22 protein-coding genes, 1 tRNA gene and 1 pseudogene are annotated in these 21,562 nt (G+C 73.7%); 7 read left to right on the forward strand and 17 right to left on the reverse strand.

The genetic code is table 11. The annotated features are described in order from the left end of the window. Nucleotides 1–12 precede the first annotated feature (12 nt). The 3 genes from ACFWFZ_RS33050 to ACFWFZ_RS33060 all read right to left on the reverse strand — a co-directional run bounded on the left by ACFWFZ_RS33050 (nt 13) and on the right by ACFWFZ_RS33060 (nt 4,963). Entirely contained in the window at nt 13–648 is a 636-nt protein-coding gene (locus tag ACFWFZ_RS33050; protein ID WP_387127484.1) for a lytic polysaccharide monooxygenase, read from the reverse strand. Nucleotides 649–848: 200 nt separating this feature from the next. Then, entirely contained in the window at nt 849–3,587 is a 2,739-nt protein-coding gene (locus ACFWFZ_RS33055; protein WP_387127486.1) for an SPFH domain-containing protein, read from the reverse strand. 11 nt (nt 3,588–3,598) lie between these two features. After that, a complete protein-coding gene (locus ACFWFZ_RS33060; protein WP_387127488.1) occupies nt 3,599–4,963 on the reverse strand; it encodes a peptidoglycan-binding protein in 1,365 nt (454 codons plus the stop codon). Between the two features lie 214 nt (nt 4,964–5,177). Between ACFWFZ_RS33060 and ACFWFZ_RS33065 the strand changes: the two genes are divergently transcribed. Beyond that, nucleotides 5,178–5,251, forward strand: a tRNA-Lys gene (locus ACFWFZ_RS33065). A 147-nt stretch (nt 5,252–5,398) separates the two neighbouring features. On the opposite strand, the gene ACFWFZ_RS33070 is transcribed toward ACFWFZ_RS33065, so the two are convergent. The 3 genes from ACFWFZ_RS33070 to ACFWFZ_RS33080 all read right to left on the reverse strand — a co-directional run bounded on the left by ACFWFZ_RS33070 (nt 5,399) and on the right by ACFWFZ_RS33080 (nt 7,125). Next, on the reverse strand, nt 5,399–6,079 hold the full coding sequence (locus ACFWFZ_RS33070) for a class F sortase (RefSeq protein ID WP_387127490.1): 681 nt from the start codon (nt 6,077–6,079) through the stop codon (nt 5,399–5,401). 15 nt (nt 6,080–6,094) lie between these two features. Beyond that, nucleotides 6,095–6,703, reverse strand: coding sequence for a hypothetical protein (locus ACFWFZ_RS33075; RefSeq protein ID WP_387127492.1), 609 nt, complete (start codon nt 6,701–6,703; stop codon nt 6,095–6,097). 179 nt (nt 6,704–6,882) lie between these two features. Then, the gene (locus ACFWFZ_RS33080; protein ID WP_387127494.1) at nt 6,883–7,125 is read right to left on the reverse strand and encodes a hypothetical protein; all 243 of its coding nucleotides are present in this window, start codon (nt 7,123–7,125) and stop codon (nt 6,883–6,885) included. Nucleotides 7,126–7,289: 164 nt separating this feature from the next. Here ACFWFZ_RS33080 and ACFWFZ_RS33085 point away from each other — a divergent pair. Continuing rightward, nucleotides 7,290–7,446 (forward strand): annotated as a pseudogene (locus ACFWFZ_RS33085) (IS110 family transposase); the annotation flags it as partial. Here the strand turns inward: ACFWFZ_RS33085 and ACFWFZ_RS33090 are convergent. Next, nucleotides 7,406–7,627, reverse strand: coding sequence for a hypothetical protein (locus ACFWFZ_RS33090; protein WP_387127496.1), 222 nt, complete (start codon nt 7,625–7,627; stop codon nt 7,406–7,408). The pseudogene ACFWFZ_RS33085 and the gene ACFWFZ_RS33090 overlap by 41 nt on opposite strands. A 103-nt stretch (nt 7,628–7,730) precedes the next feature. Here ACFWFZ_RS33090 and ACFWFZ_RS33095 point away from each other — a divergent pair, with 103 nt between their 5' ends. After that, the gene (locus ACFWFZ_RS33095) at nt 7,731–8,510 is read left to right on the forward strand and encodes an HAD-IIA family hydrolase (RefSeq protein WP_387127498.1); all 780 of its coding nucleotides are present in this window, start codon (nt 7,731–7,733) and stop codon (nt 8,508–8,510) included. A 240-nt stretch (nt 8,511–8,750) separates the two neighbouring features. On the opposite strand, the gene ACFWFZ_RS33100 is transcribed toward ACFWFZ_RS33095, so the two are convergent. Both ACFWFZ_RS33100 and ACFWFZ_RS33105 read right to left on the reverse strand, forming a co-directional pair. Next, nucleotides 8,751–9,515: a hypothetical protein gene (locus ACFWFZ_RS33100; protein ID WP_387127500.1), complete on the reverse strand. Its 765-nt coding sequence runs from the start codon at nt 9,513–9,515 to the stop codon at nt 8,751–8,753. A gap of 399 nt (nt 9,516–9,914) precedes the next feature. Then, nucleotides 9,915–11,108, reverse strand: a complete 1,194-nt coding sequence (locus ACFWFZ_RS33105; protein WP_387127503.1) for an ROK family protein — start codon at nt 11,106–11,108, stop codon at nt 9,915–9,917. A gap of 167 nt (nt 11,109–11,275) precedes the next feature. Between ACFWFZ_RS33105 and ACFWFZ_RS33110 the strand changes: the two genes are divergently transcribed. Next, nucleotides 11,276–12,394, forward strand: a complete 1,119-nt coding sequence (locus ACFWFZ_RS33110) for a Gfo/Idh/MocA family oxidoreductase (protein ID WP_387127505.1) — start codon at nt 11,276–11,278, stop codon at nt 12,392–12,394. A gap of 100 nt (nt 12,395–12,494) precedes the next feature. On the opposite strand, the gene ACFWFZ_RS33115 is transcribed toward ACFWFZ_RS33110, so the two are convergent. The 4 genes from ACFWFZ_RS33115 to ACFWFZ_RS33130 all read right to left on the reverse strand — a co-directional run bounded on the left by ACFWFZ_RS33115 (nt 12,495) and on the right by ACFWFZ_RS33130 (nt 15,600). Further along, a complete protein-coding gene (locus tag ACFWFZ_RS33115; RefSeq protein WP_387127507.1) occupies nt 12,495–13,352 on the reverse strand; it encodes a fumarylacetoacetate hydrolase family protein in 858 nt (285 codons plus the stop codon). Between the two features lie 147 nt (nt 13,353–13,499). After that, the gene (locus ACFWFZ_RS33120; RefSeq protein ID WP_387127509.1) at nt 13,500–14,261 is read right to left on the reverse strand and encodes a YidC/Oxa1 family membrane protein insertase; all 762 of its coding nucleotides are present in this window, start codon (nt 14,259–14,261) and stop codon (nt 13,500–13,502) included. Nucleotides 14,262–14,375: 114 nt separating this feature from the next. Beyond that, nucleotides 14,376–14,723: a DUF6412 domain-containing protein gene (locus ACFWFZ_RS33125; protein WP_387127511.1), complete on the reverse strand. Its 348-nt coding sequence runs from the start codon at nt 14,721–14,723 to the stop codon at nt 14,376–14,378. 85 nt (nt 14,724–14,808) lie between these two features. After that, nucleotides 14,809–15,600, reverse strand: a complete 792-nt coding sequence (locus ACFWFZ_RS33130; RefSeq protein ID WP_387127513.1) for a class E sortase — start codon at nt 15,598–15,600, stop codon at nt 14,809–14,811. A gap of 55 nt (nt 15,601–15,655) precedes the next feature. Between ACFWFZ_RS33130 and ACFWFZ_RS33135 the strand changes: the two genes are divergently transcribed. After that, nucleotides 15,656–16,651: an SEC-C metal-binding domain-containing protein gene (locus ACFWFZ_RS33135; protein WP_387127515.1), complete on the forward strand. Its 996-nt coding sequence runs from the start codon at nt 15,656–15,658 to the stop codon at nt 16,649–16,651. 18 nt (nt 16,652–16,669) lie between these two features. Here ACFWFZ_RS33135 and ACFWFZ_RS33140 read toward each other — a convergent pair whose 3' ends face one another. From ACFWFZ_RS33140 to ACFWFZ_RS33150, 3 genes are read right to left on the reverse strand one after another with little or no spacing between them, the layout of a single operon-like run. Beyond that, nucleotides 16,670–17,596, reverse strand: a complete 927-nt coding sequence (locus ACFWFZ_RS33140) for a YDG/SRA domain-containing protein (RefSeq protein WP_387127517.1) — start codon at nt 17,594–17,596, stop codon at nt 16,670–16,672. Nucleotides 17,597–17,647: 51 nt separating this feature from the next. Next, nucleotides 17,648–17,944 (reverse strand): hypothetical protein, encoded by a 297-nt coding sequence (locus tag ACFWFZ_RS33145; protein WP_387127529.1) that lies wholly within the window; start codon nt 17,942–17,944, stop codon nt 17,648–17,650. A 39-nt stretch (nt 17,945–17,983) separates the two neighbouring features. After that, on the reverse strand, nt 17,984–18,175 hold the full coding sequence (locus tag ACFWFZ_RS33150) for a hypothetical protein (protein ID WP_387127519.1): 192 nt from the start codon (nt 18,173–18,175) through the stop codon (nt 17,984–17,986). A 186-nt stretch (nt 18,176–18,361) separates the two neighbouring features. Between ACFWFZ_RS33150 and ACFWFZ_RS33155 the strand changes: the two genes are divergently transcribed. After that, the gene (locus ACFWFZ_RS33155) at nt 18,362–18,898 is read left to right on the forward strand and encodes a GNAT family N-acetyltransferase (protein ID WP_387127521.1); all 537 of its coding nucleotides are present in this window, start codon (nt 18,362–18,364) and stop codon (nt 18,896–18,898) included. 34 nt (nt 18,899–18,932) lie between these two features. After that, on the forward strand, nt 18,933–19,949 hold the full coding sequence (locus tag ACFWFZ_RS33160) for a hypothetical protein (protein ID WP_387127523.1): 1,017 nt from the start codon (nt 18,933–18,935) through the stop codon (nt 19,947–19,949). Here the strand turns inward: ACFWFZ_RS33160 and ACFWFZ_RS33165 are convergent. Beyond that, a complete protein-coding gene (locus tag ACFWFZ_RS33165) occupies nt 19,919–21,256 on the reverse strand; it encodes a DUF445 domain-containing protein (RefSeq protein ID WP_387127525.1) in 1,338 nt (445 codons plus the stop codon). The two genes, ACFWFZ_RS33160 and ACFWFZ_RS33165, sit on opposite strands and share 31 nt — an antisense overlap. Nucleotides 21,257–21,562 lie beyond the last annotated feature (306 nt).

The following is a 21,562-nucleotide window of genomic DNA, read 5'->3' on the forward strand; positions in this document are numbered from 1 at the left end:
GCTGACGTATCGTCAGAACTGAACGTCCGAGCAGGCGTAGAAGGCCATCGGGGTGTCGTTGACGGTCCAGACGGCCAGGATCAGGTGCCGGCCGCTCTTGCCGCTCGGCATGGAGCCCTGGTGGACGGTGGTCATGGCGGGGCGGGCGCCGTTGTAGGCGACGGTGAGGAAGGGCTGGGGTTCGAGGTCGGCGCGGGTGAGGGCCTTGGTGCCGGTCCAGCCGTCCTTGGTGACGTAGTACTTGAAGTCGGTGGTGGAGTGGTTGGCGGTGAACTGCCACCGGAAGGCGTAGCTCTGGCCGCTGGTCACCTTGGTGGTGGGCCAGGCGCCGCCGCGCGGGTCGTCGAGCTCGGCGAACTGCGGGAGTCCGCCGGAACATATCCTGCCGTCGGCGGGGCCTGCGGCCGGGAAGCCCTTGAAGCCCTCGACGCTCTGCGGCTCCCACTGGATCGCGCCGCAGTCGGAGACGGCCCTGTTGGCGCAGAGCTTCTGGCGGCTGATGGGGGTGTCGGTGTAGCCGTGGCTGCTGGCGGTGGGGGCGCCGACGAGGGTGATGCCGGCGACGAGGCCGAGGCCGAGCGCGGCGACACCAGCCCTTCTGGGCGCTCCGGATATTCCAGGCATTCCGGGCATGCGGATGGGGCGCATGATGCTCCTTGGGCGTGGGGGGAGTTCGGCGAGCGCGCGCACATGGGGATTCAGGTCTAGACCAAGTCCCAGATTATTGACGAGAGTTGGCCATGTCCATACCAATGAGGAAACGGGTGGTCCGGTCACTTCCGGCCACCCGTTCCCTTTGCTGCGTGATGCGTGATGCGTGATGCGTGATGCGTGATGCGCGATTGCGGCTACTCGGTGCGCCCCGTGCAGAAGGCGACCGTGAGGTCCTTCACCAGGGCCTTGCGCTCGTAGTCGTCGAGCTCGACGAGTCCGCGCGAGGTCAGCCGGTGGACGGTGTCGTCGACGGCGTCCACCACCGAGGTCAGCACGGCGTCCCGGTGCTTGGCGTCGATCGCGGCGACCCGGCGGCGGCGCATGGCCTCCGCGACCTCGGGCGCGTACTCGATCCGGGTCGGCTGGGCCGAGTACACCTCGATCCCGACCGCCTCGGTCTCGGCCGCCAGCATCCGGGTCAGCGCGTCCCCGACGGCCTCGGCGTCGCGCAGGGTCGGGGTGTCGTCGTGGAAGGCGTCTGCCGGGAGCTGGGAGAGCACGCGGGCCATGGCCGACTCGACCTGCTCGGCGAGGTACTCGGTGTGGTCCGCGACGGCGAGCGTGGCCCGGGCGGTGTCCTCGACCTGCCAGACGACCTGGACTACGACCTGGAGGGCGAGGCCGTCGGAGTCGACGGCGGGCATCGGGTCGCTGCGCCAGTGGCGCAGGCGTACGTCGACCCGGCTGCGCAGCAGCAGGGGGCTGACCCAGGTCAGGCCGGTACGGCGGACCGTGCCGCGGTAGCGGCCGAAGAGGGTGAGCACCCAGGCGTGGCCGGTCCGGACCCGGCCGAGGCCGCCGAGCGCGACGAGGGCGACGATGCCGAGGAAGGCGAGCGGCGGCCAGTGGGCGGCGTGCAGGCCCCGGTATGCGCGGGGGGCCGCGCCGAAGGCGGCGACGAGGGGGGCGGGGACGATCCCGGCCCGCCAGAGCACGGCCGTGCAGCCGGCGAGGGCGAGGCCGCCGACGGCGACACCGACCCAGCCGGGCAGCACCGGGCCGCGGTGCTCGCGGAGGCGGTCGTCGCTACGGGGGACCCGGCGGCCGGGGGCGGTCCGGGCCGGGGCGGCGGGCTTGCGCGTGCGGGTGGGCTCGGGGCGGGGGGGCGCGCTGGCCGCGTCGCCGCGGAAGGGGAGGTGCACCGGTACCTCGGTGACGGAGGTGCCGCGGTGCGGGGCGGCGACCTTCGGCAGGTCCAGCGTGTCGGCCTCCTCCATGCCGCGGGCCACCGCCTGGGCGACGATCTCGGCCACCCCGGGCCCGGGCACGCCGGAGTTCGCCGCGTCGGCGGGGTTCCGTGGCCGCGGGGTGGCGGGCTCCTCGTGCTGCGGATGCGGGATGTCGAGGCTCGCCCCGGCCTCCTCCGATGCGTGCACCGGCTCGGGCTCGGCCTCCCCCCGCGCGGCGGGCACCACCCCGCCTCCCGCCTCCGCCGAACCGGCGTCCGAACCGACTTCCGAACCGGACCCACTCCCGTCGCCCGCCCCCGCCGACACGCCGACCGCCCGGAAACCCGTCCCGGCCTGCGGCTCCGCCGCCAGAGGTGAAGCGTGCGCGCCACGCGCTGCCGGCGCGGACACCGCCCGGTCCCGCTCCACCGGCTCGGAATGCGACGCAGACACCACCGCCGGACGGGAGCCCGTCCCGGCCTGCGGCTCCGCCGCCAGGGGTGAAGCGTGCGCGCCGAGCGGCGCGGGGGCGGTCTCCGCCCCGGAGGCAGGAACGGTCCGCGGAAGCACCGGCCCCGCGGGCGCGGCGCGCAGCGCCGACACGGATTCCGGGCCGGCCTCCCGTACCGCCGGCACGGGATGCGGTACGGACACCCCCGCCGGGTGGGTGGCCGCGTCGGTGGCCGGGACGGCCGCACGCGCCGCCGCTCCGAGCGGCGACTCACCCTCCGACACCGGGACGGCGTGCGGGGCGGGCGCCCCCGCCGGCTCAGCGCTCCTGTCCGTCGCGCGGGGTGCGGCAGGCGGCTCCGCGGCGCGGGGCGGCGCCTCCCCGGCCGGGGCCGGGACGGAGGCCGGGACGGAGGCCGGGACGGCCTCCTCCGTCGGCACAGTGCCCAGGGCCGTCGCGCCCGGCGCAGGGTACGCGGCAGGCGCGGCCGGTCCTGCGACGGCGCGCTTGGCCGGAACGGCCTGTGCCCGCGCCGCGCCGGGCAAAGCGTCCCCGGCCGGCGCCGGGACGGCGTACGCGGTGGAAGCCCGGCCCTGCGATGTCGGCACCGCCACCGAGGCGGCGCCCAGGTCCCTCCCGTGGGAAGCGGAGTCAGGCGCGGCCGTCGCCTCCGCCGCGCGTGGCGACGATTCGCCGCCCGGTGCCGGGACGCCGTGCCCCACCGGGACAGCCGGCGGACCCGCCGCTCCCGGCGGCACCTCCTCCGGCGCGGCCGGGACGGCGTACGCGGTGGAAGCCCGGCCGGACGACGCCGACACCCCCGCCGGGGCGGCGCCCAGGTCCGTCCTGCGAGGCGCGGAATCCCGGGCCGGCACGGCCGAGTGCTCCGCCGCCCGGGGCGAAGCCTGGCCGGCCGGCACGGGGACACCGTGCAGGGCCGGGACGGCCGGCGGACCCGCCGCCCCCGGCGGCACCGCGCCCGGCGGAGCCGGGACAGCGGGGCGGGCAGGCGCGGGCGACGCCTCCGCCGCGCCGCCGAGCGGCGACTCGCCCCCCGGCGCCGGGACAGCCGGTGGAGCCTGGGCGGCCGGGCGGACGGTCGCGGTCGGCGGCTCCGCCGCGCCAGGCGACGGCTTCGGCTTCGGCGGTGCCGAGTGGGCGGCGGTCGCCCAGCCGAAGGTGGTGGGGGCTGTGGCGGCGGCGGCCGGGACGTGCAGGGTGCCCGTCGTCGAGGTGGTGCGCGTGGGGAACATCGTTACCTCCGTCATGCGAACAGCCGGCGCCAGGTTTCCGGGCCCGGGTAGCCGTTGGCCGCGGCCCCGCGCCAGCCCTGCGCGCGCTGGAAGGCCTCGACGCTGCGGCGGTCCGCCTCGCTCCAGCGGGCGCCCGGGCCGGCCGTGTAGTACTTGCCGAAGCCCTTCTTCACCAGCTGCCGGCCGAGGGCCTCGACGGCCGGGTGGGACTGGCCCGGCCGGAACACCGCGGCCCCGGGGTAGGCCCGTACGCCGCCAGGTCCGGGCGCCGCGCCCACCGTCGGCGGGATGTTCTTGCCCTGCTTGTCGACGAGCAGGCGCCAGGTGTGCGCGCCCGGGACGCCGTCGGCGTCGGTGCCCGTCCAGCCCTGCGCACGCTGGAAGGCCTGGGTGGCACGCTTGTCGTGGTCGCTCCACGTCCGGTCGGCCACCCCGTTGGGGTAGAAGCGGTACGCGCCGCGCTCGACCAGCATCCGGCCGAGCTGCGCCACGTGGTCGTTGGTGGCGCCCGGGGCGAACTTGTCCGCGCCCGGGAAGGTCCTGGCGGGGTCGCCCGGCTTCGGTCCCGCCGGCGGTTCGGGGACGGGCGCGGGGGCGGGGACGGCGCCCGGGACCTGCGGGACGATGCCGCCCGTCACCCCGTTGAACCGGTACGGGACGTACTTCGCCGCGTTGGCCCAGTACCCGTACGGCGTGGCCAGCTTCCGCGTCGTGGGCCGCGTCTGCTCGTAGGCGACGTAGTGATTGCGCGTCTGGTCGACCCAGCCGCCGAAGAGGACCACATGGGAGCCGTTGGTGGGGTCCGCCGGGTTGTGGAAGAGCAGCATGTCCCCCGGCAGGAGCTCATCTTTCGTGATCTTGGTGGCGAACTTGTCGAGGCTGCCGGTCCACTCGTTCGAGCCGAGGTTCCAGGCCATGGAGACGTAGCCGGAGCAGTCCTGCCGGTAGCCGTCCGTCCAGTACTCGGACATGCTGTACGGGACCTGCGCGTCCAGCCACAGCTTCGCCCGGTTGATGATCGTCGTGCGGTCGATCCGCTTCACGGCCCCGGGCCGGCCCGGGGCCCCGGGGTTCCCCGGCTTGCCCTTCGGGCCGTGCAGGGGGGTGCGGCCGCCCTGCGGGCTGCCGGGGTCGTCGAGGGCCACCGGCCCGGTGGCCGGTGCGCTCAGGGCGACCGCCGTACCGCCGCCACCGCCGAGGACCACGCCGGCGGCGGTGGCGAGGACCAGCGCCCGCCGCGCCCCGCGCGCCGCGGGGTGCCCCCCGTCCCGGAGCGGTATGGCGCGGGCCCGGGCGAGGGAACGGCGGCGCTGGGCGCATCCCCGGCACACGCAGTCGCCCTCGGGCTCGTACTCCTCGAAAGCGGGCATCGGCATCTGCACATGCGTCGGGGGCTGCCTCTTCATGCGGTTCCGTCCACTCCCCTGCTGTTCCAGTGGTCGACCGGGGCCGCACCTGATAAAGCATCAGATGCGTCGGCGCAGACATATCGTGCACGATAGACCCCTCAAACATGGGTTAATCGGACAAGGTGGGCGTGGCTGGTCACGAACACCTGCAGAGGTGGGGTAGAGTTTTCCCTGTCAGCAAGCGCCGCTAGCTCAGTTGGTTAGAGCAGCTGACTCTTAATCAGCGGGTCCGGGGTTCGAGTCCCTGGCGGCGCACAGATGGAAGAAGCCCCTCACAGCGAAAGCTGTGAGGGGCTTCTTCGTTGCCGATTGCCGATTGTCGATTTGCCGGTCGGCTCAGGGCTCAGGGCTCCCCGCTCCGACTCCCGGCTTCGGGCGCCCGGTTCCCGGAGCCCGGTCGGCTCACGCCGACGTGCCCGGGCGGACGCCCACGCCGGTCAGGTAGGCGGAGACCACCACGTTCGCCGTGTACTCCTTGGCCGCCTTGTCGTAGGTGCCTCCGCAGGTCACCAGCCGCAGCTCCGCGCGGCCCGCGACCCGCGGACCGTACGCCTTGTGCGCGTCGAAGGCCGCGCGCGCGTAGACCCGTACGTCCTCGATCGTGAACTCTGCGACGGAACCGTCCGCCCGCACCACGCGCACCTTGTCACCCGCCTGCGCCGAACTCAGGCCGTAGAAGACCGCCGGCTTGGACCGCGTGTCCACGTGCCCCACCATCAGCGCCGTCCCCGCCGCCCCCGGCTGGACGCCCTGGCCCCACCAGCCCACCGTGCCCGGGCTGTCGTACGGCGGCGGATCGATCGCGCCGTCCTTGTCCAGGCCCCGGGACACCACCGGGGCCTGGATGCCTATGGACGGCACGTCGACGCGCTGCGGCAGGGACCCGGCGACGGGGGCGTGCGCGGCCGGCAGCCCCGTGCCCACCGCTCCGCCGGCCTGCCCGGAGAGCGGGGCCGGCGCCAGGGTGAGCTCACGGCCCCACAGCCACAGGCCCAGCACCAGTACCGACCAGGCCGCGAAGGTCAGCAGCCGGCCCCCGGCGGAGGCCTTGACCTCCGCCGTCCCCGTCCGCCACTCGCTCACGTGACGCCCGTCCCCTCACTCGCCGCTGCGACGGCGGCGCAGGGTCAGCGCCCGGCCTGCGATGGCCAGCGTGGCCACCGCGGCGAGCACGGCACCGATCACCGTGTGCGGCATTCCCGGGCCGTCGTGCCCCTGCTCCTTCTTCGCGGCGGTGACCAGGCCGGGGGCCTGCGCCGGGCGGTCCGCCATGCCGCCGCCGCCCGCGTGGACCGGCCAGATCGGTGAGGCGTGGTGGGAGGGGTGCCGGTGCGCGGAGACCTGGACCGAACCGGTGAACTTCTCGCCGCCGTCGCAGTACACCCGGACGGCGTGCCATCCGGGCGAGGCGTGCGAGCTGATCGTCGCGTCGCCGTAGAGCGGGCTGCGGTGCCCGCCGTCCCGCCCGTAGAGGTCGGCGTCCGCCACGAAGACGGCGGACTTGGCCGCTCCCCGGTTGCCGTCGCATCCGTGGACACGCAGCTTGACCTGCGCTCCGGGGTGGGCCGGGCTCGGGTCGACGGCGATGCTGCCGCGGGCGCCGCGGTCCTCCTCGCCCGCGAGGGCGGTGGGTGCGGTCACCGCGGAGAACGCCGCCAGGGCGGCGGCCACGGCGGCGGTGCGGACAGCGATCGGAACACTGCGCATGGTGAACCTCCTCGACAAGGAGACTCACGCGCGGCGCGCCGCTCCGCATCCGGAGCGGCGCCGTACGTGTCAGCCGTACGCCGCAAACGCGGTACTGCCCCTGAGTCTGTCACTGCTGAGCACGGCGCAGCCGAACGGCCCTGTGGGCAGCCGGAGACCAGGAAGCCGACCCATGGGGCTCAGCGGTCCGCAGCGCCCATCGGCCCCTCCGGGGTCCGCTCGGTGGCCTGCCTCTTCAGCTCGGCCCGGAGGTCGTCCGGAGTGAGCGCCAGCAGCTCGCCGACCGACCGGTTGCATGCCTCGGCCGCCTCCTCCACCGCGGACCGGAAGCCCCGCCGCACCGGGCGGCCGGCCGCCATCAGGACGACAGCGGCGACCGGCCGCAACAGCCACCGCCCGCGCACGGTGACCGCGACGTCCACCTGCCACCGCCCGCCGTCCGCCCCTCGCGGCCGCAGGCACACACGCGCCTTGGCCAGCCGGTGCTTCAGCCGCGCCGTCGCCGGGGCGCGCGCCGCCGGCAGGGCCCCGGGCGCGAGATCGGCCGCCGCCCACCACGCGGCCAGGTCGAGCCGCGCCTTGGGCCGTCGCCGGGGCGGAGTTCCTCGCCTGCACCGGAGGTGACATGGACGCCGTTTGCAACTCGGGGGCGACTCGCCGGTGTCGCCCGTCTGGCACCGGTGCCAGGGGATTGCCGTCGTATCAGCGGCAGCATGCGTCGGCCACACCGATGTCGGCGTCGAGGAGGTGGAGAAGGTGGAGGAGGTGGAGTTGGACGCTGCGGGTGATCAGGACGGTGGGCGGGCGGTCGCGTGACGTCACCGACCCGCGGAGCGGGTTCGCCGAGGTGGACTCGGCGGCCCGTGAAAGTGCGGGGCTCAGCGCCGCGTGGACGGCCGCGGAGTCGGATGACCGGTTCAACATCCCGGGCGGTGGACACCCTCGGCGTCCACCGCCCTCTGCCGATAGGGTGGTGGTACAGACCACAGGCCGCAGGTCAGCGGCCCAGCGGAGCGGAGAGAAGTCCGTGGCAGAGCGCAAGCCGATCGAATCCTGGCTCACCGACATGGACGGCGTGCTCATGCACGAGGGCGTGCCGATTCCCGGAGCCGATGCCTTCCTCAAGAAGCTCCGCGAGTCCGGCAAGCCGTTCCTGGTACTGACCAACAACTCGATCTACACCGCGCGCGATCTGCACGCTCGTCTGACGCGCATCGGCCTGGAAGTCCCCGTGGAGAACATCTGGACCTCCGCCTTGGCGACCGCGCAGTTCCTGGACAACCAGGCACCCGGCGGAACGGCGTACGTCATCGGCGAGGCCGGTCTGACCACCGCCCTGCACGACATCGGCTACATCCTGACCGACCACGAGCCCGACTTCGTGATCCTGGGAGAAACGCGGACCTACTCCTTCGAGGCGATGACGAAGGCTGTCCGCCTGATCAACAACGGAGCCCGCTTCATCGCCACGAACCCCGACGAGACCGGCCCGTCCGCCGAGGGCGCCCTCCCCGCTACGGGCGCCGTGGCCGCGCTCATCACGAAGGCAACCGGCAAGAAGCCGTACTTCGTCGGCAAGCCCAACCCGCTGATGATGCGTACCGGCCTGAACGCCATCGGCGCCCACTCCGAGACCAGCGCGATGATCGGCGACCGGATGGACACCGACGTACTCGCCGGGCTGGAGGCCGGCATGGCGACGTTCCTCGTCCTGACCGGGCTTACAGGCAACGACGACATCGACCGCTTCCCCTACCGGCCGACCACGGTCGTGGACTCGATCGCTGACCTCGTCGACCGCATCTGACCGTCCCGACGGGTACGCAGCAGGCCCTCCCGATGCCTTGGGAGGGCCTACCGTCTTGGTGACCGGCTGGTGTCCCCTTGCGTCGCGGGCGACAAACCCCAGGTCAGCCCGGGTGGGCGGCGTAGTTCTTGCCGGAGGAGCTCGGCGCGAACCGGGCCTGCTCGGGAACGCCGGAGCGGTGGCCTGAAGGTATGCGGGCGGCCGGGACGGCCGTGCGGGGGTTCGGAGCGGGGGCCGCGGTCAGTGGTCGCAGGAGGTGGTACGGGTGCGGGTGCGGAGCCGGCGGGCCCCGAGCAGGAGACCTCCGCCGGCGGCGAGGGCGGCCGCGGCCGCCGCGCCGTACGCCCACTCGCGGGAACCGGTATGGGCGAGGGAACCGCCCTCGACGGAATCGTCGGACTGCTCGACGGAGAAACGGTAGCCACCCGCCTCGCCGACCCAGTCCCCGTCGTCGCCCTTGCGCTGGACGAGCGCGGCGTCGGCGACGACCTCACCGGTGGGGGCGTCGGGGGCGAAGGCGAGGGCGACCTTGACGGTCCGGGTGCCGCCGGGACCGACGGTGAATCCGGGGAAGGCGTCGCCGCCGTCGAAGACGGCGATGATCTCGTCGCGGTCGCTGCGTTCCAGTCCGGCGGGCAGGGTGCCGCCCGGCGCCTCGAACTCCATCCGCAGATGGGTGGGGCGCAGGGCGCGGGCCTTGTCGGTGAGGACGACGACGGGGTGGATGGCCGTGCACTCGGAGTTCGTGGTGTTGGTCAGGTCCAGGAACCAGGTCTGCGGCTCGCCGCCGGTGCGGTACACGGCGGGGCCACCGCGGATGCGCGCCCCGATGGGGAAGGCGGCGCTCTTGCCGTCCCCGCAGGTGGCCTGGACGCGGGACGGCAGCGCGGGAGCGGGGCGGGCACCGCCGCCGGTGCCGATGTCCGCACCGGCGGGAGACGCGGTGGTGGCGGCCAGTGCGGCGGAGAGGAAGGCGGTGAGGGCAAGGGCTTTGCGCAGTCGCATGGAAGACCTTCGCTGCTCGCCGGACAGGACGATCATCGGACGAGGTGACTATCACCCCGGCCTGCCCGCACCATGCCACCCACGCGCGAGCCCTCACCGCACACCACGCCTGAGTCATCCCGGTTTACGCCCGAACAGCCCAGGCGTCAACCCCACCCCCTCCAGCCCCAGCCCGGCCGCCCCGCCGACGCCCAAGGCCCGGGGCCGCGGGCCCGCTCTCCCAACCGACCACCCCCTCCCAGCCCCGCCGACCCCTCCCAGCCCCGCCGGCTCATCTCAGCACCGCCGGCGTTTGAGGCGCAGGGGCTCGGGGGCAGCGCCCCCGCAACGGCGCCTCACCCGGACAAGGGCCCGCACGGAGCCGCACCCGGACATGAACCCCGCGGCGGAGCCTCAGTCCTACCCGCGCCCGAACAACGGCGCGAGCGCCATTTCCGCCGCCCCCTCCGCCACCCCGGCCCCCGCCAGGGCGACCACCGGCCGAGCCGGATCCAGCGCGCGGGCCGCAAGAACGGCTCCGACACCGGCCACGAAGACGTCCGGCGCAGCCGCCACCACCCGCCCGCCGAGCAGCACACGGTCCACATCCAGCAGCGCGACCAGGTTGGCGGCGGCCTCGCCCACGATCCGTGCCGCCTCGGGAAGGTCGCCTCGGGCCACCGCCTCCAGGCACAGCACCTCCACGCAGCCACGCGCCCCGCACCGGCATGGCGGCCCGTCCAGCAGAAGCACCTGATGGCCGAACTCCCCCGCCGCCGAGCGGGCACCCCGGTACACCCCGCCGCCCAGCCACAACCCCGCGCCGAGCCCGGTCCCGACGTGCAGGTACACACAGGTACGGGGCCCACCGCCGGCCAGAGCATCCGCACCCACACCCGCCCCGACCCCCACACCACACCCCGCATCGGCGTTGACATCGGCATCCGCATCTGCGCCGAAACCGGAATCCGCATCCGCATCCGCATCCGCATCCGCATCCGGCCACTTCACCCGGAGCCACGCCCCGGCGGCTGCGGCCGCACCGGCGTTCGTGTCCTTGTCCAGCAGCACCGGCAGGCCCAGCCGCCCCTCCAGCACCCCCTTCATCGGGAACCCCTTCCAGCTCGGGAACCCCGTCACCCGTCCCATCACCCCGGCCCGGTAGTCAAGGGGGCCCGGCGCGGCCACGCCGACGCCCACGAGCGGCGTTCCGACCGGGGCAGCGACCCGCGCGACCGCTCGTACGACCGCCTCCACCGCCGCCTCCGGTCCGGCCGCGAAGTCGAGCGGGCCGCCGCTCTCAGCGAGGACGCGGCCCGCCAGGTCCACCCGTACCGCCCTGAGCGCGTCGCGGTCCAGGTGTACTCCGACGGCGTGCCGCGCGTCGGGCAGCAGCCGGAGCAGGGTGCGCGGCTTGCCGCCGGTGGACGCGGCGCGGCCCGCCTCCGCCACCAGGCCGCCCTCGCCGAGCCGCGCCGTGATCTTGCTGACGGCCTGCCGGGTGAGTCCCGTGCGGGCGGCGAGTTCCGTGCGGCCCAGGCCCGCCGGTCCGGCGCCGCGCAGCAACTCCAGCACCAGCGCGTCGTTGTGGCCTCGCAGAGCAGGCAGGTTCACCCCGCCACGCCGACCGTGCGTATCCCGGTGACCGCCGTGACCGCCATGGCCGCCGTGACCGCCGTGACCGCCGTAGCCGCCGTGTCCGCTGTTCCTGCTACCCCTGTCCACCAGCCCATTGTCCACCCTCCTTGCACTTCGACAACACTGTTGCCAAAGTGATCCTCATGAGCACCCCCGCCCCCATCGCCCCCACCTCACCACTTCGCGTCGGCGTCATCGGCTACGGACTCGCCGGTTCCGTCTTCCACGCCCCCCTCGTGGCCGCCACGGACGGACTCGTACTCGACACGGTCGTCACCTCCGACCCGGCCCGGCAGGCCCAGGCCCGCGCGGAATTCCCCGACGTCCACACCGCCGCCACCGCCGACGAGGTGTGGCAGCGCGACCTCGACCTCGTCGTGGTCGCCTCGCCCAACAAGACGCACGTCCCGCTCGCCACCACCGCCCTCGAAGCCGGCATCCCGGTGGTCGTGGACAAGCCGCTCGCCGCCACCGCCGCCGAGGCCCGGGCACTCGCCGCGCTGGCGGACCGACGCGGAACCTTCCTCTCCGTTTTCCAGAACCGCCGCTGGGACAACGACTTCCTCACCCTGCGCCGCCTCCTCGCCGACGACGAACTCGGTGAGATCCAGCGCTTCGAGTCCCGCTTCGAGCGCTGGCGCCCGCAGCTGAAGGGCGGCTGGCGCGAGTCGGGCGCCCCCGAGGAGATCGGCGGCCTGCTGTACGACCTCGGCAGCCACGTCGTCGACCAGGCCCTCGTGCTGTTCGGGCCCGCCGTACGGGTCTACGCCGAGACCGACGCGCGCCGCCCCGGCGCCGAGACCGACGACGACACCTTCATCGCCCTCACCCACGCGAACGGGGTCCGCTCCCACCTCTACGTCAGCGCGACCACCGCCCAACTCGGGCCGCGGTTCCGCGTGCTCGGCTCGCGGGCCGGCTACGTCAAGTACGGGCTGGACCCGCAGGAGGGCGCCCTGCGCGAGGGGCTGCGGCCGGACGGGCGGCTGCCCTGGGGCGAGGAACCCCCGCACCTGTGGGGGCGGGTGGGCTCGGGCGAGTCCCCGCTGACCGGCGGCGGAGCCCCCGTACCGACCGAGCTGGGCGACTACCCGGCGTACTACGCGGCGGTGGCGGCCGCCCTGCGGACGGGCGGGCCGGCCCCGGTCACGGCGCGCGAGGCCGCACACTGCCTCGACGTACTGGAGGCGGCCCGCATGTCGTCCCACGAGGGCGTGGCGGTCGAGCTTCCCGTCGTCACCACGGAACACGGAGCCGCGTGACCTCCGGGGCATGCGGCTGGGACACGCCCACGCGCACACGGAAGGGCCGGGGCCGCAACGCCGGAGGCCCCGCCCGTCCCGCCTACCCGCTCCGCGGCGGCTACGCGCCCTTGAACTCCTGGCGCTGACGGCCCAGCCCGTCGATCTGCAACTCCACGACATCGCCTGCCCGCAGGTACGGCTTCGGCTCCGGCCGGCCCATCGCCACACCGGCAGGCGTGCCCGTGACGATGACGTCGCCCGGGTGCAGGGTCATGAAGCGGCTCAGGTACCGGACGACCTCGCCGACCGGGAAGATCTGGTCAGAGGTGTTGCCGTCCTGCCTGAGCTCGCCGTTGACCCACAGCTTGACGCCCAGGACCTGCGGGTCCGGGATCTCGTCGGCCGTGACCAGCCACGGGCCGAGCGGTGTGAAGGTCTCGCAGTTCTTGCCCTTGTCCCAGGTGCCGCCGCGCTCGATCTGGAACTCGCGCTCGGAGACGTCGTTGACCAGCAGGTAGCCGCCGACGTGCGCCAGGCCCTGCTCCGCCGAGTCGAGGTAGCGGGCGGTGCTGCCGATGACGACGCCGAGCTCGGCCTCCCAGTCGGTCTTCACGCTGCCACGCGGGATCAGGACGGTGTCGTCGGGGCCGACCACCGTGTCCGCGGCCTTCAGGAAGAGGATCGGCTCGGCCGGCGGCTCCGCGCCGATCTCCGCCGCGTGCCCGAAGTAGTTCAGACCGATACCCACGATCTTGCCGATGCGGCCGAGCGGTGCGCCGATCCGCAGCCCTTCGGCGTCCAGGACCGGAAGCTCACCCGACGCGGCCGCCTCCCGCACCCGGGACAGCGCGCAGTCGTCGGCGAGCACCGCGCCGTCCACATCCGTGATCAGGCCGGACAGGTCCCGCAGGGTCCCGTCCTGGTCGAGCAGCGCGGGGCGCTCCAACCCGACCGGTCCGACACGCAGCATCTTCATGGGCATTCTCCCGTGGTCGTGGGTGGTCGGCCCATGGGCATGCCCCGGGCCGGACGATGGGTTGCGGCCATCGGAGGATTGGTCGATCCTCCAAGATGCCCACCCCGTCCGCAAGACCCTGTTCACAGACTGGAACGCACCGCTCCGTCAGCCGACTGCCGACTGCCCCGCACCACGCCCCGCACCGCGCTCGGCGGCGCGTTCGGCGGCGCCCTCGGATGCGCCCTCGGATGCCCGCTCGGCGGCGCGCGTCTTGCGGTACTCCAGCCAGGCCCGCTCCGCCACCGACCAGGCGGTGGTGGTGAGCAGGTAGAGCCCGGCGGCCAGCGGCACCACGGCGGCGGTGATCAGCGTCCCGAAGGACAGCAAGGGCAGCACCCCGCCCAGCTTGCGCATGGCCTCCTGCTGCTCGGCGCTCAGCTCCGGCACAGCCGCACCCCCGGCTGCGGGCTTCTTCTTCGGAGCAGAGGCAGCGGAAGCCGCGGCGGCTGCGGCAGCCTGCGCGGCCGCGGCCGCCGACCGGCGTCCACGCACGGCACTCCACGCGGCCACCACCGCGATTGCCCCGAACAGCGCCAGGAACACCAGCCCCTGCGCCCCGAACGGGCCGCCCTCCCCGAGCGCCTCGGTCCACCGGGCCCCCAGCGGCGCCGTGAAGAGCCGGTGGCTCAGCAGCTCACCCCCCGAAGTGAACGTCTGGTACATGAGGAAGAACACCGGCAGCTGCAGCAGCAGGGGCAGACAGCCGGCCGCCGGGGTCGCGCCGCGGAAGGCGGCCCTGCTCAGCGGGTGCAGGGCGAGCCGTACGAGCACGGTGAACAGCACGATCGCGGCAGCGGTCGCGGACTCGGCCAGCGCCGGCTCCAGAAGCCGGCCCAGCTCAGCAACAACATGAGGGAAAACGGACACGTGGGCCCTCCGAGGGGTCTCGTCGAACGTCGAAAGAGGTGCATTTCGGCGTGACGACCCGCGAGGGGCGACAACAGTGATCGGTCAGCAGAAGGCGAGAGGTACTGCGCGCCCCTACGCGGCCGTCGGGACGAGACGGCCGGGCGCCCTGGGCCGGGACCGGCCCGAGGCATCGGGATCACGCTGCGGTAGGAACGCCGTGCGCTGCTCGCGATCACGGATCGCGGTGCGAATTCGGTGCGGCGGCACGGGCCGTACGAGCCGTGCCGCGGCGGCCAGCGCCTCGGCGCCCACGGAGACGGCGGCGACGGTCGCCGCGAGGGCCACCACCACGGCGCCCAGCCCGCCCTCCCCGGCGAACGGGCCGAGGGCTCCCCCGACCAGCACCAGGAGCGGGAGCAGCGTGGAGAGGACCCGGGCGATCCGGGCGAACGGCACGACGTCGCATCGCGGCCTGGCCATATGAACCTCCCCCTCTCCGCTCGGTGTTCTCGAAACCCTGTTCCCCATCGATGGTAACCGGGCCCACCGACAACGGGACGTGGGATCAGGACCTGAGGGTCCCCCAGACCACCAGACGGTACTTCGAGCTGTACTCGGGCGTGCAGGTGGTGAGCGTGATGTACGCGCCGGGCTCGCTGTAGCCGTACCCCGGCTTCACCACACTCCGCGGCACCGGCGCGATCACCCCGGTGTCCCGCTCCGTCGTCTCGCTCAGGGTCTTCCCCACCACGTACGTGTACCTGCGCCCCCTCATGTCGACGATCAGTTCGTCGCCCGCGCGCAGCCGGTTGATGTACCGGAACGGCTCGCCGTGGGTGTTGCGGTGCCCGGCCAGCGCGAAGTTCCCGTCCGCCCCCGGCCCGGCGGTTCCCGGGTACTGCCCCACGTAGCCCTTGTCCAGGACCGCCCGTTTGTCGATGCCCTGCGCGACGGGCACGGCCAGGCCGAGACGCGGAATGCGCAGCACGGCGTACGCCCCCTCCCGCACCGCCGACGGCTCGGCGGCGGGGGGCCGGGCCGGAGGAGGCGAAGGGGACGAGTAGGAGGGGGAGGAAGGCGACGCGGCCTCAGACGGACGGGACGGAAGGGGCGGCTCGGACGGCGGAGGCCCGGAGTCGGGCTCGTGCCCCCAGTCCCGCTCCAGGGATCGGACCTGCTCCTGCGCCGCGGCCGCGGCCTGCCGGTTGGTCCACCACACCTGGTGCACCACCAGCAACAACACCACCACGCCCACGGTGACGGTCAGCTCGGCGCTCGCCCACAGGACCCCCACGAGTCCGGCCCGGCGCGCCCGCCGGCCACTGCCCTGAACCACCACAGGTATGTGATCCCGCACGGCCGCACCTTAAGACCTCCCCCGTCAACTGACCAGCGGCAGTACGGTGTGAACCATGCGCCCCGACACGCCTGCCGAGCACATCGCCGAAGCCGAGCGCCTCATCCGCACGGCGACCCGCTACCCCGAGGACCAGGAGCCCTTGCTCCTCCAGGCCGCGGCCCACCTCGAACTGGCCGACGAGCGAGACCGGGCGAGCGCCCTCTACGACCGACTCCTGTCCTCTTCCCCCTCCGACCCCCACCTGATCAAGGCCCTCCAGGCGGCGAACCTCTGGGAGTACGGCCACGAGCCCGAGGCCCGCGCCCTCATCTCGGGCATCCGCGCCGCCTCCCCCAAGGACCCGGCCCCGTGGGAGGTCATCGCGGAAGCCCTTGAGGCGCACGACGAGTTGGAGGCCGCGGAGGACTGCTTCACCCAGGCCGCCACTCTCCTGATCGCGGACTCGACCCCGCTCACCCCGGCCACCACCGCCCTCCTGACGGGCCGCCACCGGGTACGCCGCCTCCTCGGGCGCCCCCACGACGACTGGGACATGGTCGCCGACACCCGCCACATCGGTCCGATCCCGCTCGACGAGCTCCACGACCCCAAGCGCATCTGGGCCCTGGGCTCCGACGACCCGGCCGAGCTGCGCGCCGAGATCGCCCGCCTGCGAGCCGAACTGGGCGACCGCCGCGCGGCCCTGTCCCGCCCGTTCCCGGTGGCGATCCTCCACTGGCCGCAGCGCGAACTGTCCGAACTGCTGACCAGCTACCCGACGCTCGGCTCGGAGTACGCGTCGCACGAGGCCCACCTGCGCGACATCGAAACCTCCCTGCGCGCCCTGGCCGCCTCGGGCACCACCAACCTCGGCATCGTGACGGCGAGCGTCCCCTCGTACGAGGCCTTCGCGGCCTCCGAGAAGACCTCCCCGGCCTCCCCCAGCCTCCTGGCCGAATACGCCACGACCCTCGCAGCCCGCGGCAAGGCCACCCCCTGGCCCCCCACCCCCACCTCCCCCTGCTGGTGCACCTCGGGCAAGCCGTACTCGGAGTGCCACGGGGGGTAGCGGGCGCGAGAGAACGACTCAGAAGAGACGGCCCGCCCACCGTTCGCGGTGCTTGCGCGCAAACTCGATGCCGATGTTGTGCCCCTTGACCTGCGCAAGCGCCGCACGGAACTGACCGGTGACCCCGTTGATCACGTCGAGGTCATCCGTCAGCTGAAGTGCGCCCCGGTCGAACAGGGCGTGGCAATTCGGGCACAGGCACAGCACATTTTCGATCCGGTCGGCACCGTGGTGCGGCTTGCCGACGGCCTGTATGTGCGCCGCTTCGCTATAGGCCTCACCCTCGGGGGAGACGATCAGCCGTGCGCGACATATCTGGCAGGTGTTGTCGTACATCCTCTTCACCGCGCTGGCCACTCGGGAATCGCGCAACAGGCGGTCCTGAGAGATGTAGCGGCGGGCCTGTTCTTCGAAGGTCGTCTCGGTTCCGGCCAATGGGTCCATCGGCTGAGGGGGCGGCACCTGCCCCGGCTCGATCTTCCGGAGCTTAAACTGGCAGATGCGGAAACCTTCCTGCCCGACCGTCATCCAGTGCTCGGCGACCCTGAACAGGCCGCGATAGACGTAGCCCTTGGTTGCCCGCCTCCGCTTGCCCTTGGTGATCCCCAGTCCCTCGATCACACGTACGGAGTGCCCCAGGGCCTGAGAAATGACCAGCGCCGCGTTGCCGCTATCGCCGAGCGACTGGTCAGCGTTCATCCGCCCCGAGTGCCGGTCACGCCCACCTTCGCCCGTGTAGACGATCACGTCGCCTTCATCGCGGTCATCGATGTATCCGCCGGAGAGCACGATCGAATCGGCGCCTGTCTTTTCCGTCCCTGAGATGCCGCGGCCACTAAAGCGGTGCAGGCCGTGAGCGTAGAGATCGGCATGGCTCTTGAACCAATCCCCCTCCGTCACGCCGTCAGGAGTACCGAAGGAAACCGGTTTTGAACGCGCAGTCATCCGCGCATCATGCCAAGGATTCCCAAGGGCCGAGCGAGCATTTTCGGCCGGCTAGCGGTCGGCTGTGGCGTATGTGGTGGCGGCCATGGCGGCGGCTGCGGTGAAGACTGCCGGCCAGGCGCCGATCTTCTTGGCCAGGGGGTGCGAGGCCGCGAACGCGGCGACATAGGCCGCGCCCAGCAGGGCCGTCGTCGTCGGCGACGTGCGGCGGTGCCATTCGCGGGCGGCGAGGGTGCCCGCCGCCGCGAGGACCACACCGCCCAGCGGCCGCTTCCCGCTCCAGCGGGCGGCGGCGTACCCGCCGACGAGGCCGCCCGCGGCTACGAGCGAGGTGGGGAACTGCGCCATGGTGGGGGCCTCCAGCCGTTCGAACGTCACCGCACGAGGCTAACGCGCCCGGCGGGCGAAGCGGCGCGCGGGCGCCACCGCCAGCACGACGGCGGCCCCGCCCAGGACGTTGTCCGGGAGCGCGTCCTGGAGGCCCCGCGGGAGCACGGCCATGACCCCCAGGACCACGAAGAACGCCACCGCGCAGGCGGCCAGACCCATCAGGGCTCTGCTCAGGAGGTTGTTGCGCACGCCGGGCTCAACGCCGGGCCGGGCGGGTCGATACGGGTGGTCCACGACACCGTACGGACGTCGGATTTGTCGCACACCCTCCGGATCTGCGGACCTCCCCTCCAGGGAACGTCCCGGGCGTAGATTCGGTCTTCGATAGGGGCGATCCGACCCAAGCCACCCAAGCCGGCCCAAGGAGCTGCAAACGTGATCTGTTACGGACCGGCCGTCCTCGACCTGACGGACGAACTCGCCGACGCCTATGGCGAGGTCTTCTCCGCCCCGCCGTGGAACGAGGATGAAGAAACCATTCGCCAATTCGCCGTCCGGCTGCAGGCCGACAGCCGCCGCGCCGGCTTCCGCACCGCCTTCGCACAGTCGGCCCACGGCGTCGACGGATTCGCCACCGCCTGGCTGACGCCGCGCACCCTCCCCACCGACCGCGCCTACCGGCAGGTCGCCGCCCAGCTCGGCCGACAGCGCGTACGGGAACTCCTCGTCGGCGCCCTGGAGATCGACGAGCTCGCCGTACGCCCGCACGCGCGCGGGCACGGCACCGGGCGCGCCCTGCTGGCGGAGATCACCGCCGACGCCCCCGACGACCGGGCCTGGCTGCTGACCGCACGCGTGGCCACCGACACCGTGGCCACCTACCACCGGCTCGGCTGGCACGAGGTGGCGCCGCTGCCCGGCACCGAGAACGGCGTCGCCGTCTTCCTCGCCCCGAACCACCCTTCGGCCTGAGCGTCGGCGGCCCGCCACCGGGCATACCGGGGGCGTGATCACTCGTACCGCCCAACGCCAGCTGAACATGGCCACCAGCCACCAGCTCCGCCAAGCCGGCATCCCGGCCGCCACCATCAGCGGCCGCAGCCGCCGGGGAGGACCCTGGCAGCGGCTCCTGCCCAGGGTGTACCTCCTGCAGACCGGCCCGCCCGACCCCCGGCAGCAGGCCCTCGCCGCCGTCCTGTACGCCGCCCCGTCCTCCGCGGACCCGCTCTCCGGCACCGCCGCCGCGCTCACCGGCGGCGCGGCCCTCGCACTCCTCGGCATCCGCGACGCGCCACCCGAACCACTGGACGTCCTCGTCCGCGCCCCGCGGTCGGTGGCGGCCACCGGCCGCGTCCGGCCCCTCTCGACCGCCCGCTGGCCCGCGACCATCACCATCGCCGGGGTGCCCAGCACCCGTCCGGTCCGGGCGGCCACCGACTTCGCGGCCCGTACGGACGACCCGGACCTGGTGCGCTCCGTCCTCGCGAACGTCGTCCAAGGCGGCTGGTGCCACCCGCACGACCTGCACGCCGAACTGCGCGCGGGCCGGGTCCGGCACCGCCCGGCCGTCCGGACGGCGGCCGCCGAGCTGCTCGCCGGAGTCCGCTCGATCGCCGAAGGCCGCGCACGCGACGCCCTGTCTGCCACGGACCTGCCCGCTCCGCTCTGGAACGCCCGGCTCTACCAACCCGACGGGGCCTTCCTCGCCAGCCCCGACGCGTACTGGCCCGACGAGGGCGTGGCACTGGAGATCGACTCCGCGGAGTACCACTACACCCGCGATTCCTGGCAGGCCACCCTGCGCCGGAGACTGCGGATGGAGGCCCGGGGCGTCCTGGTGGCCAGTACGACACCCGGGCTCCTGCGGGAGGAGCCGGCGGACCTGATCGCCGCGCTCCGCGCGCTCCTCGCCCTGGGCGCCGCCCGCCCCGCCCCACCCCGCGTCACCGCCCGCGGCCACGCCCAGCTGGAACTGCCGCTCCCGAGCCCCCCTTACGCGCCGAAGGCGCGGGACACCGAGTAGATCAGCAGGCCCGCCAGGGCGCCGACCACCGTGCCGTTGATACGGATGAACTGCAGGTCGCGGCCGATGTGGGCCTCGATCTTGCGGGAGGTGTGCTCGGCGTCCCAGCCCGCCACCGTGTCGGTGATCAGCGAGGTGATCTCCCTCCGGTAGGTCGTGACGACATAGACGACCGCGCCCTCGATCCAGCCCTCCACCTTCGCCTGCAGGCGGCCGTCCGTGGCCAGGCGCGCGCCCAGCGAGATCAGCGAGGCGCGGACCCGCAGGCGCAGTTCGCTCTGCTCGTCCTCCGCCGCCGAGAGGATCATCGAGCGGATCGCGGACCAGGCGGAGGCGATGACGTCCTGGACCTCGTCACGGGCCAGAATCTCGGACTTCAGGCGCTCCACCTTCGCGCGCGTCTCCGTGTCCGACTGGAGGTCGGCCGCGAAGTCCCGCAGGAAACGGTCCACCGCCGCGCGCGCCGGATGCTCGGGCATGTCCCGCATCTCCGTGACGAAGCGGAGCAGCTCCTTGTAGACGCGCTCGCCCACCTTGCGGTCCACGAACCGCGGGGTCCAGCCGGGGGCGCCGCCCTGGACGGCGTCCGTGATCGAGTCCCCGTGGGTGACAAGCCAGTCATGGGCCTTGGCGCAGACGAGGTCGACGGCGCGGCGGTGGCCGCCGTCGACGACGACCTTCTGCAGGGTCTTGCCCAGCCCCGGCGCGATCTCGGCGGACTCGGCGCGCCGGGTGATGGCCTCGCCCACGACGGCCTGCACGTCGGAGTCGCGCAGGACGGTCAGCGCACCGCGCAGGGCGGTGGCCAGTTCGGCCGTGACGCGGTCGGCGTGCCCGGGCTCGGTCAGCCAGGCGCCCAGGCGGCCGCCGATACCGAGGGCGTGGAGGCGGGTGCGGACCACGTCGGAGGAGAGGAAGTTCTCGCCGACGAACTCGCCGAGGGTGGCGCCGAACTGGTCCTTCTTGGTCGGGATGATCGCGGTGTGCGGGATGGGCAGGCCGAGCGGCCGCTTGAAGAGGGCGGTGACGGCGAACCAGTCCGCGAGCGCGCCGACCATGCCGGCCTCCGCGGCGGCGGCGACGTAGCCGGCCCAGCCGCCGGCGCCGGCGTGCTCGGCGTACGTGGCCAGTACGTACACCAGCGCGACCAGGAGCAGCAGGCCGGTGGCGGTGGCCTTCATCCGGCGGACGCCGCGGCGGCGCTCCTCGTCGGCGGCGTTGAACACGAACGCTCCGCGGGTGGGCGGCGGCGCCGGCGGCGCGGCGGTGCCGCCGGCTGTACCGCCGGCTGTGCTGCTGTTCTCCACGTGCTCCTGCCTTCCCCCGGGGGCGCCGGTTTTGTCTGCATAGCATCCGACTCCTGGGCGGCCGGTGAAGTTCCCGCCACGCCGTTCCGCTCCCGCGGGGGTAGCAGTCCGGGGCGGCCCCCGGGCCCGGGTCTCCGCCCTTCCGCTCCCGCGGCGGGTAGCGATCCGGAGCACGCCCCGGGCCCGGGTCTTCGCCCTGCCGGGCGGGGTGGTGCTGGGGCTCCGCCCCAGGCCCCGCGCCTCAAACGCCGGCGGGGCTGGAGTGGTGCGGGCCGGTCGCGGTGCCGGGCAGGGGTGTCTCCTCGG

This window comes from Streptomyces sp. NPDC060232 (assembly GCF_042726555.1).
In the GTDB taxonomy this organism is placed as follows: Bacteria; Actinomycetota; Actinomycetes; order Streptomycetales; family Streptomycetaceae; genus Streptomyces.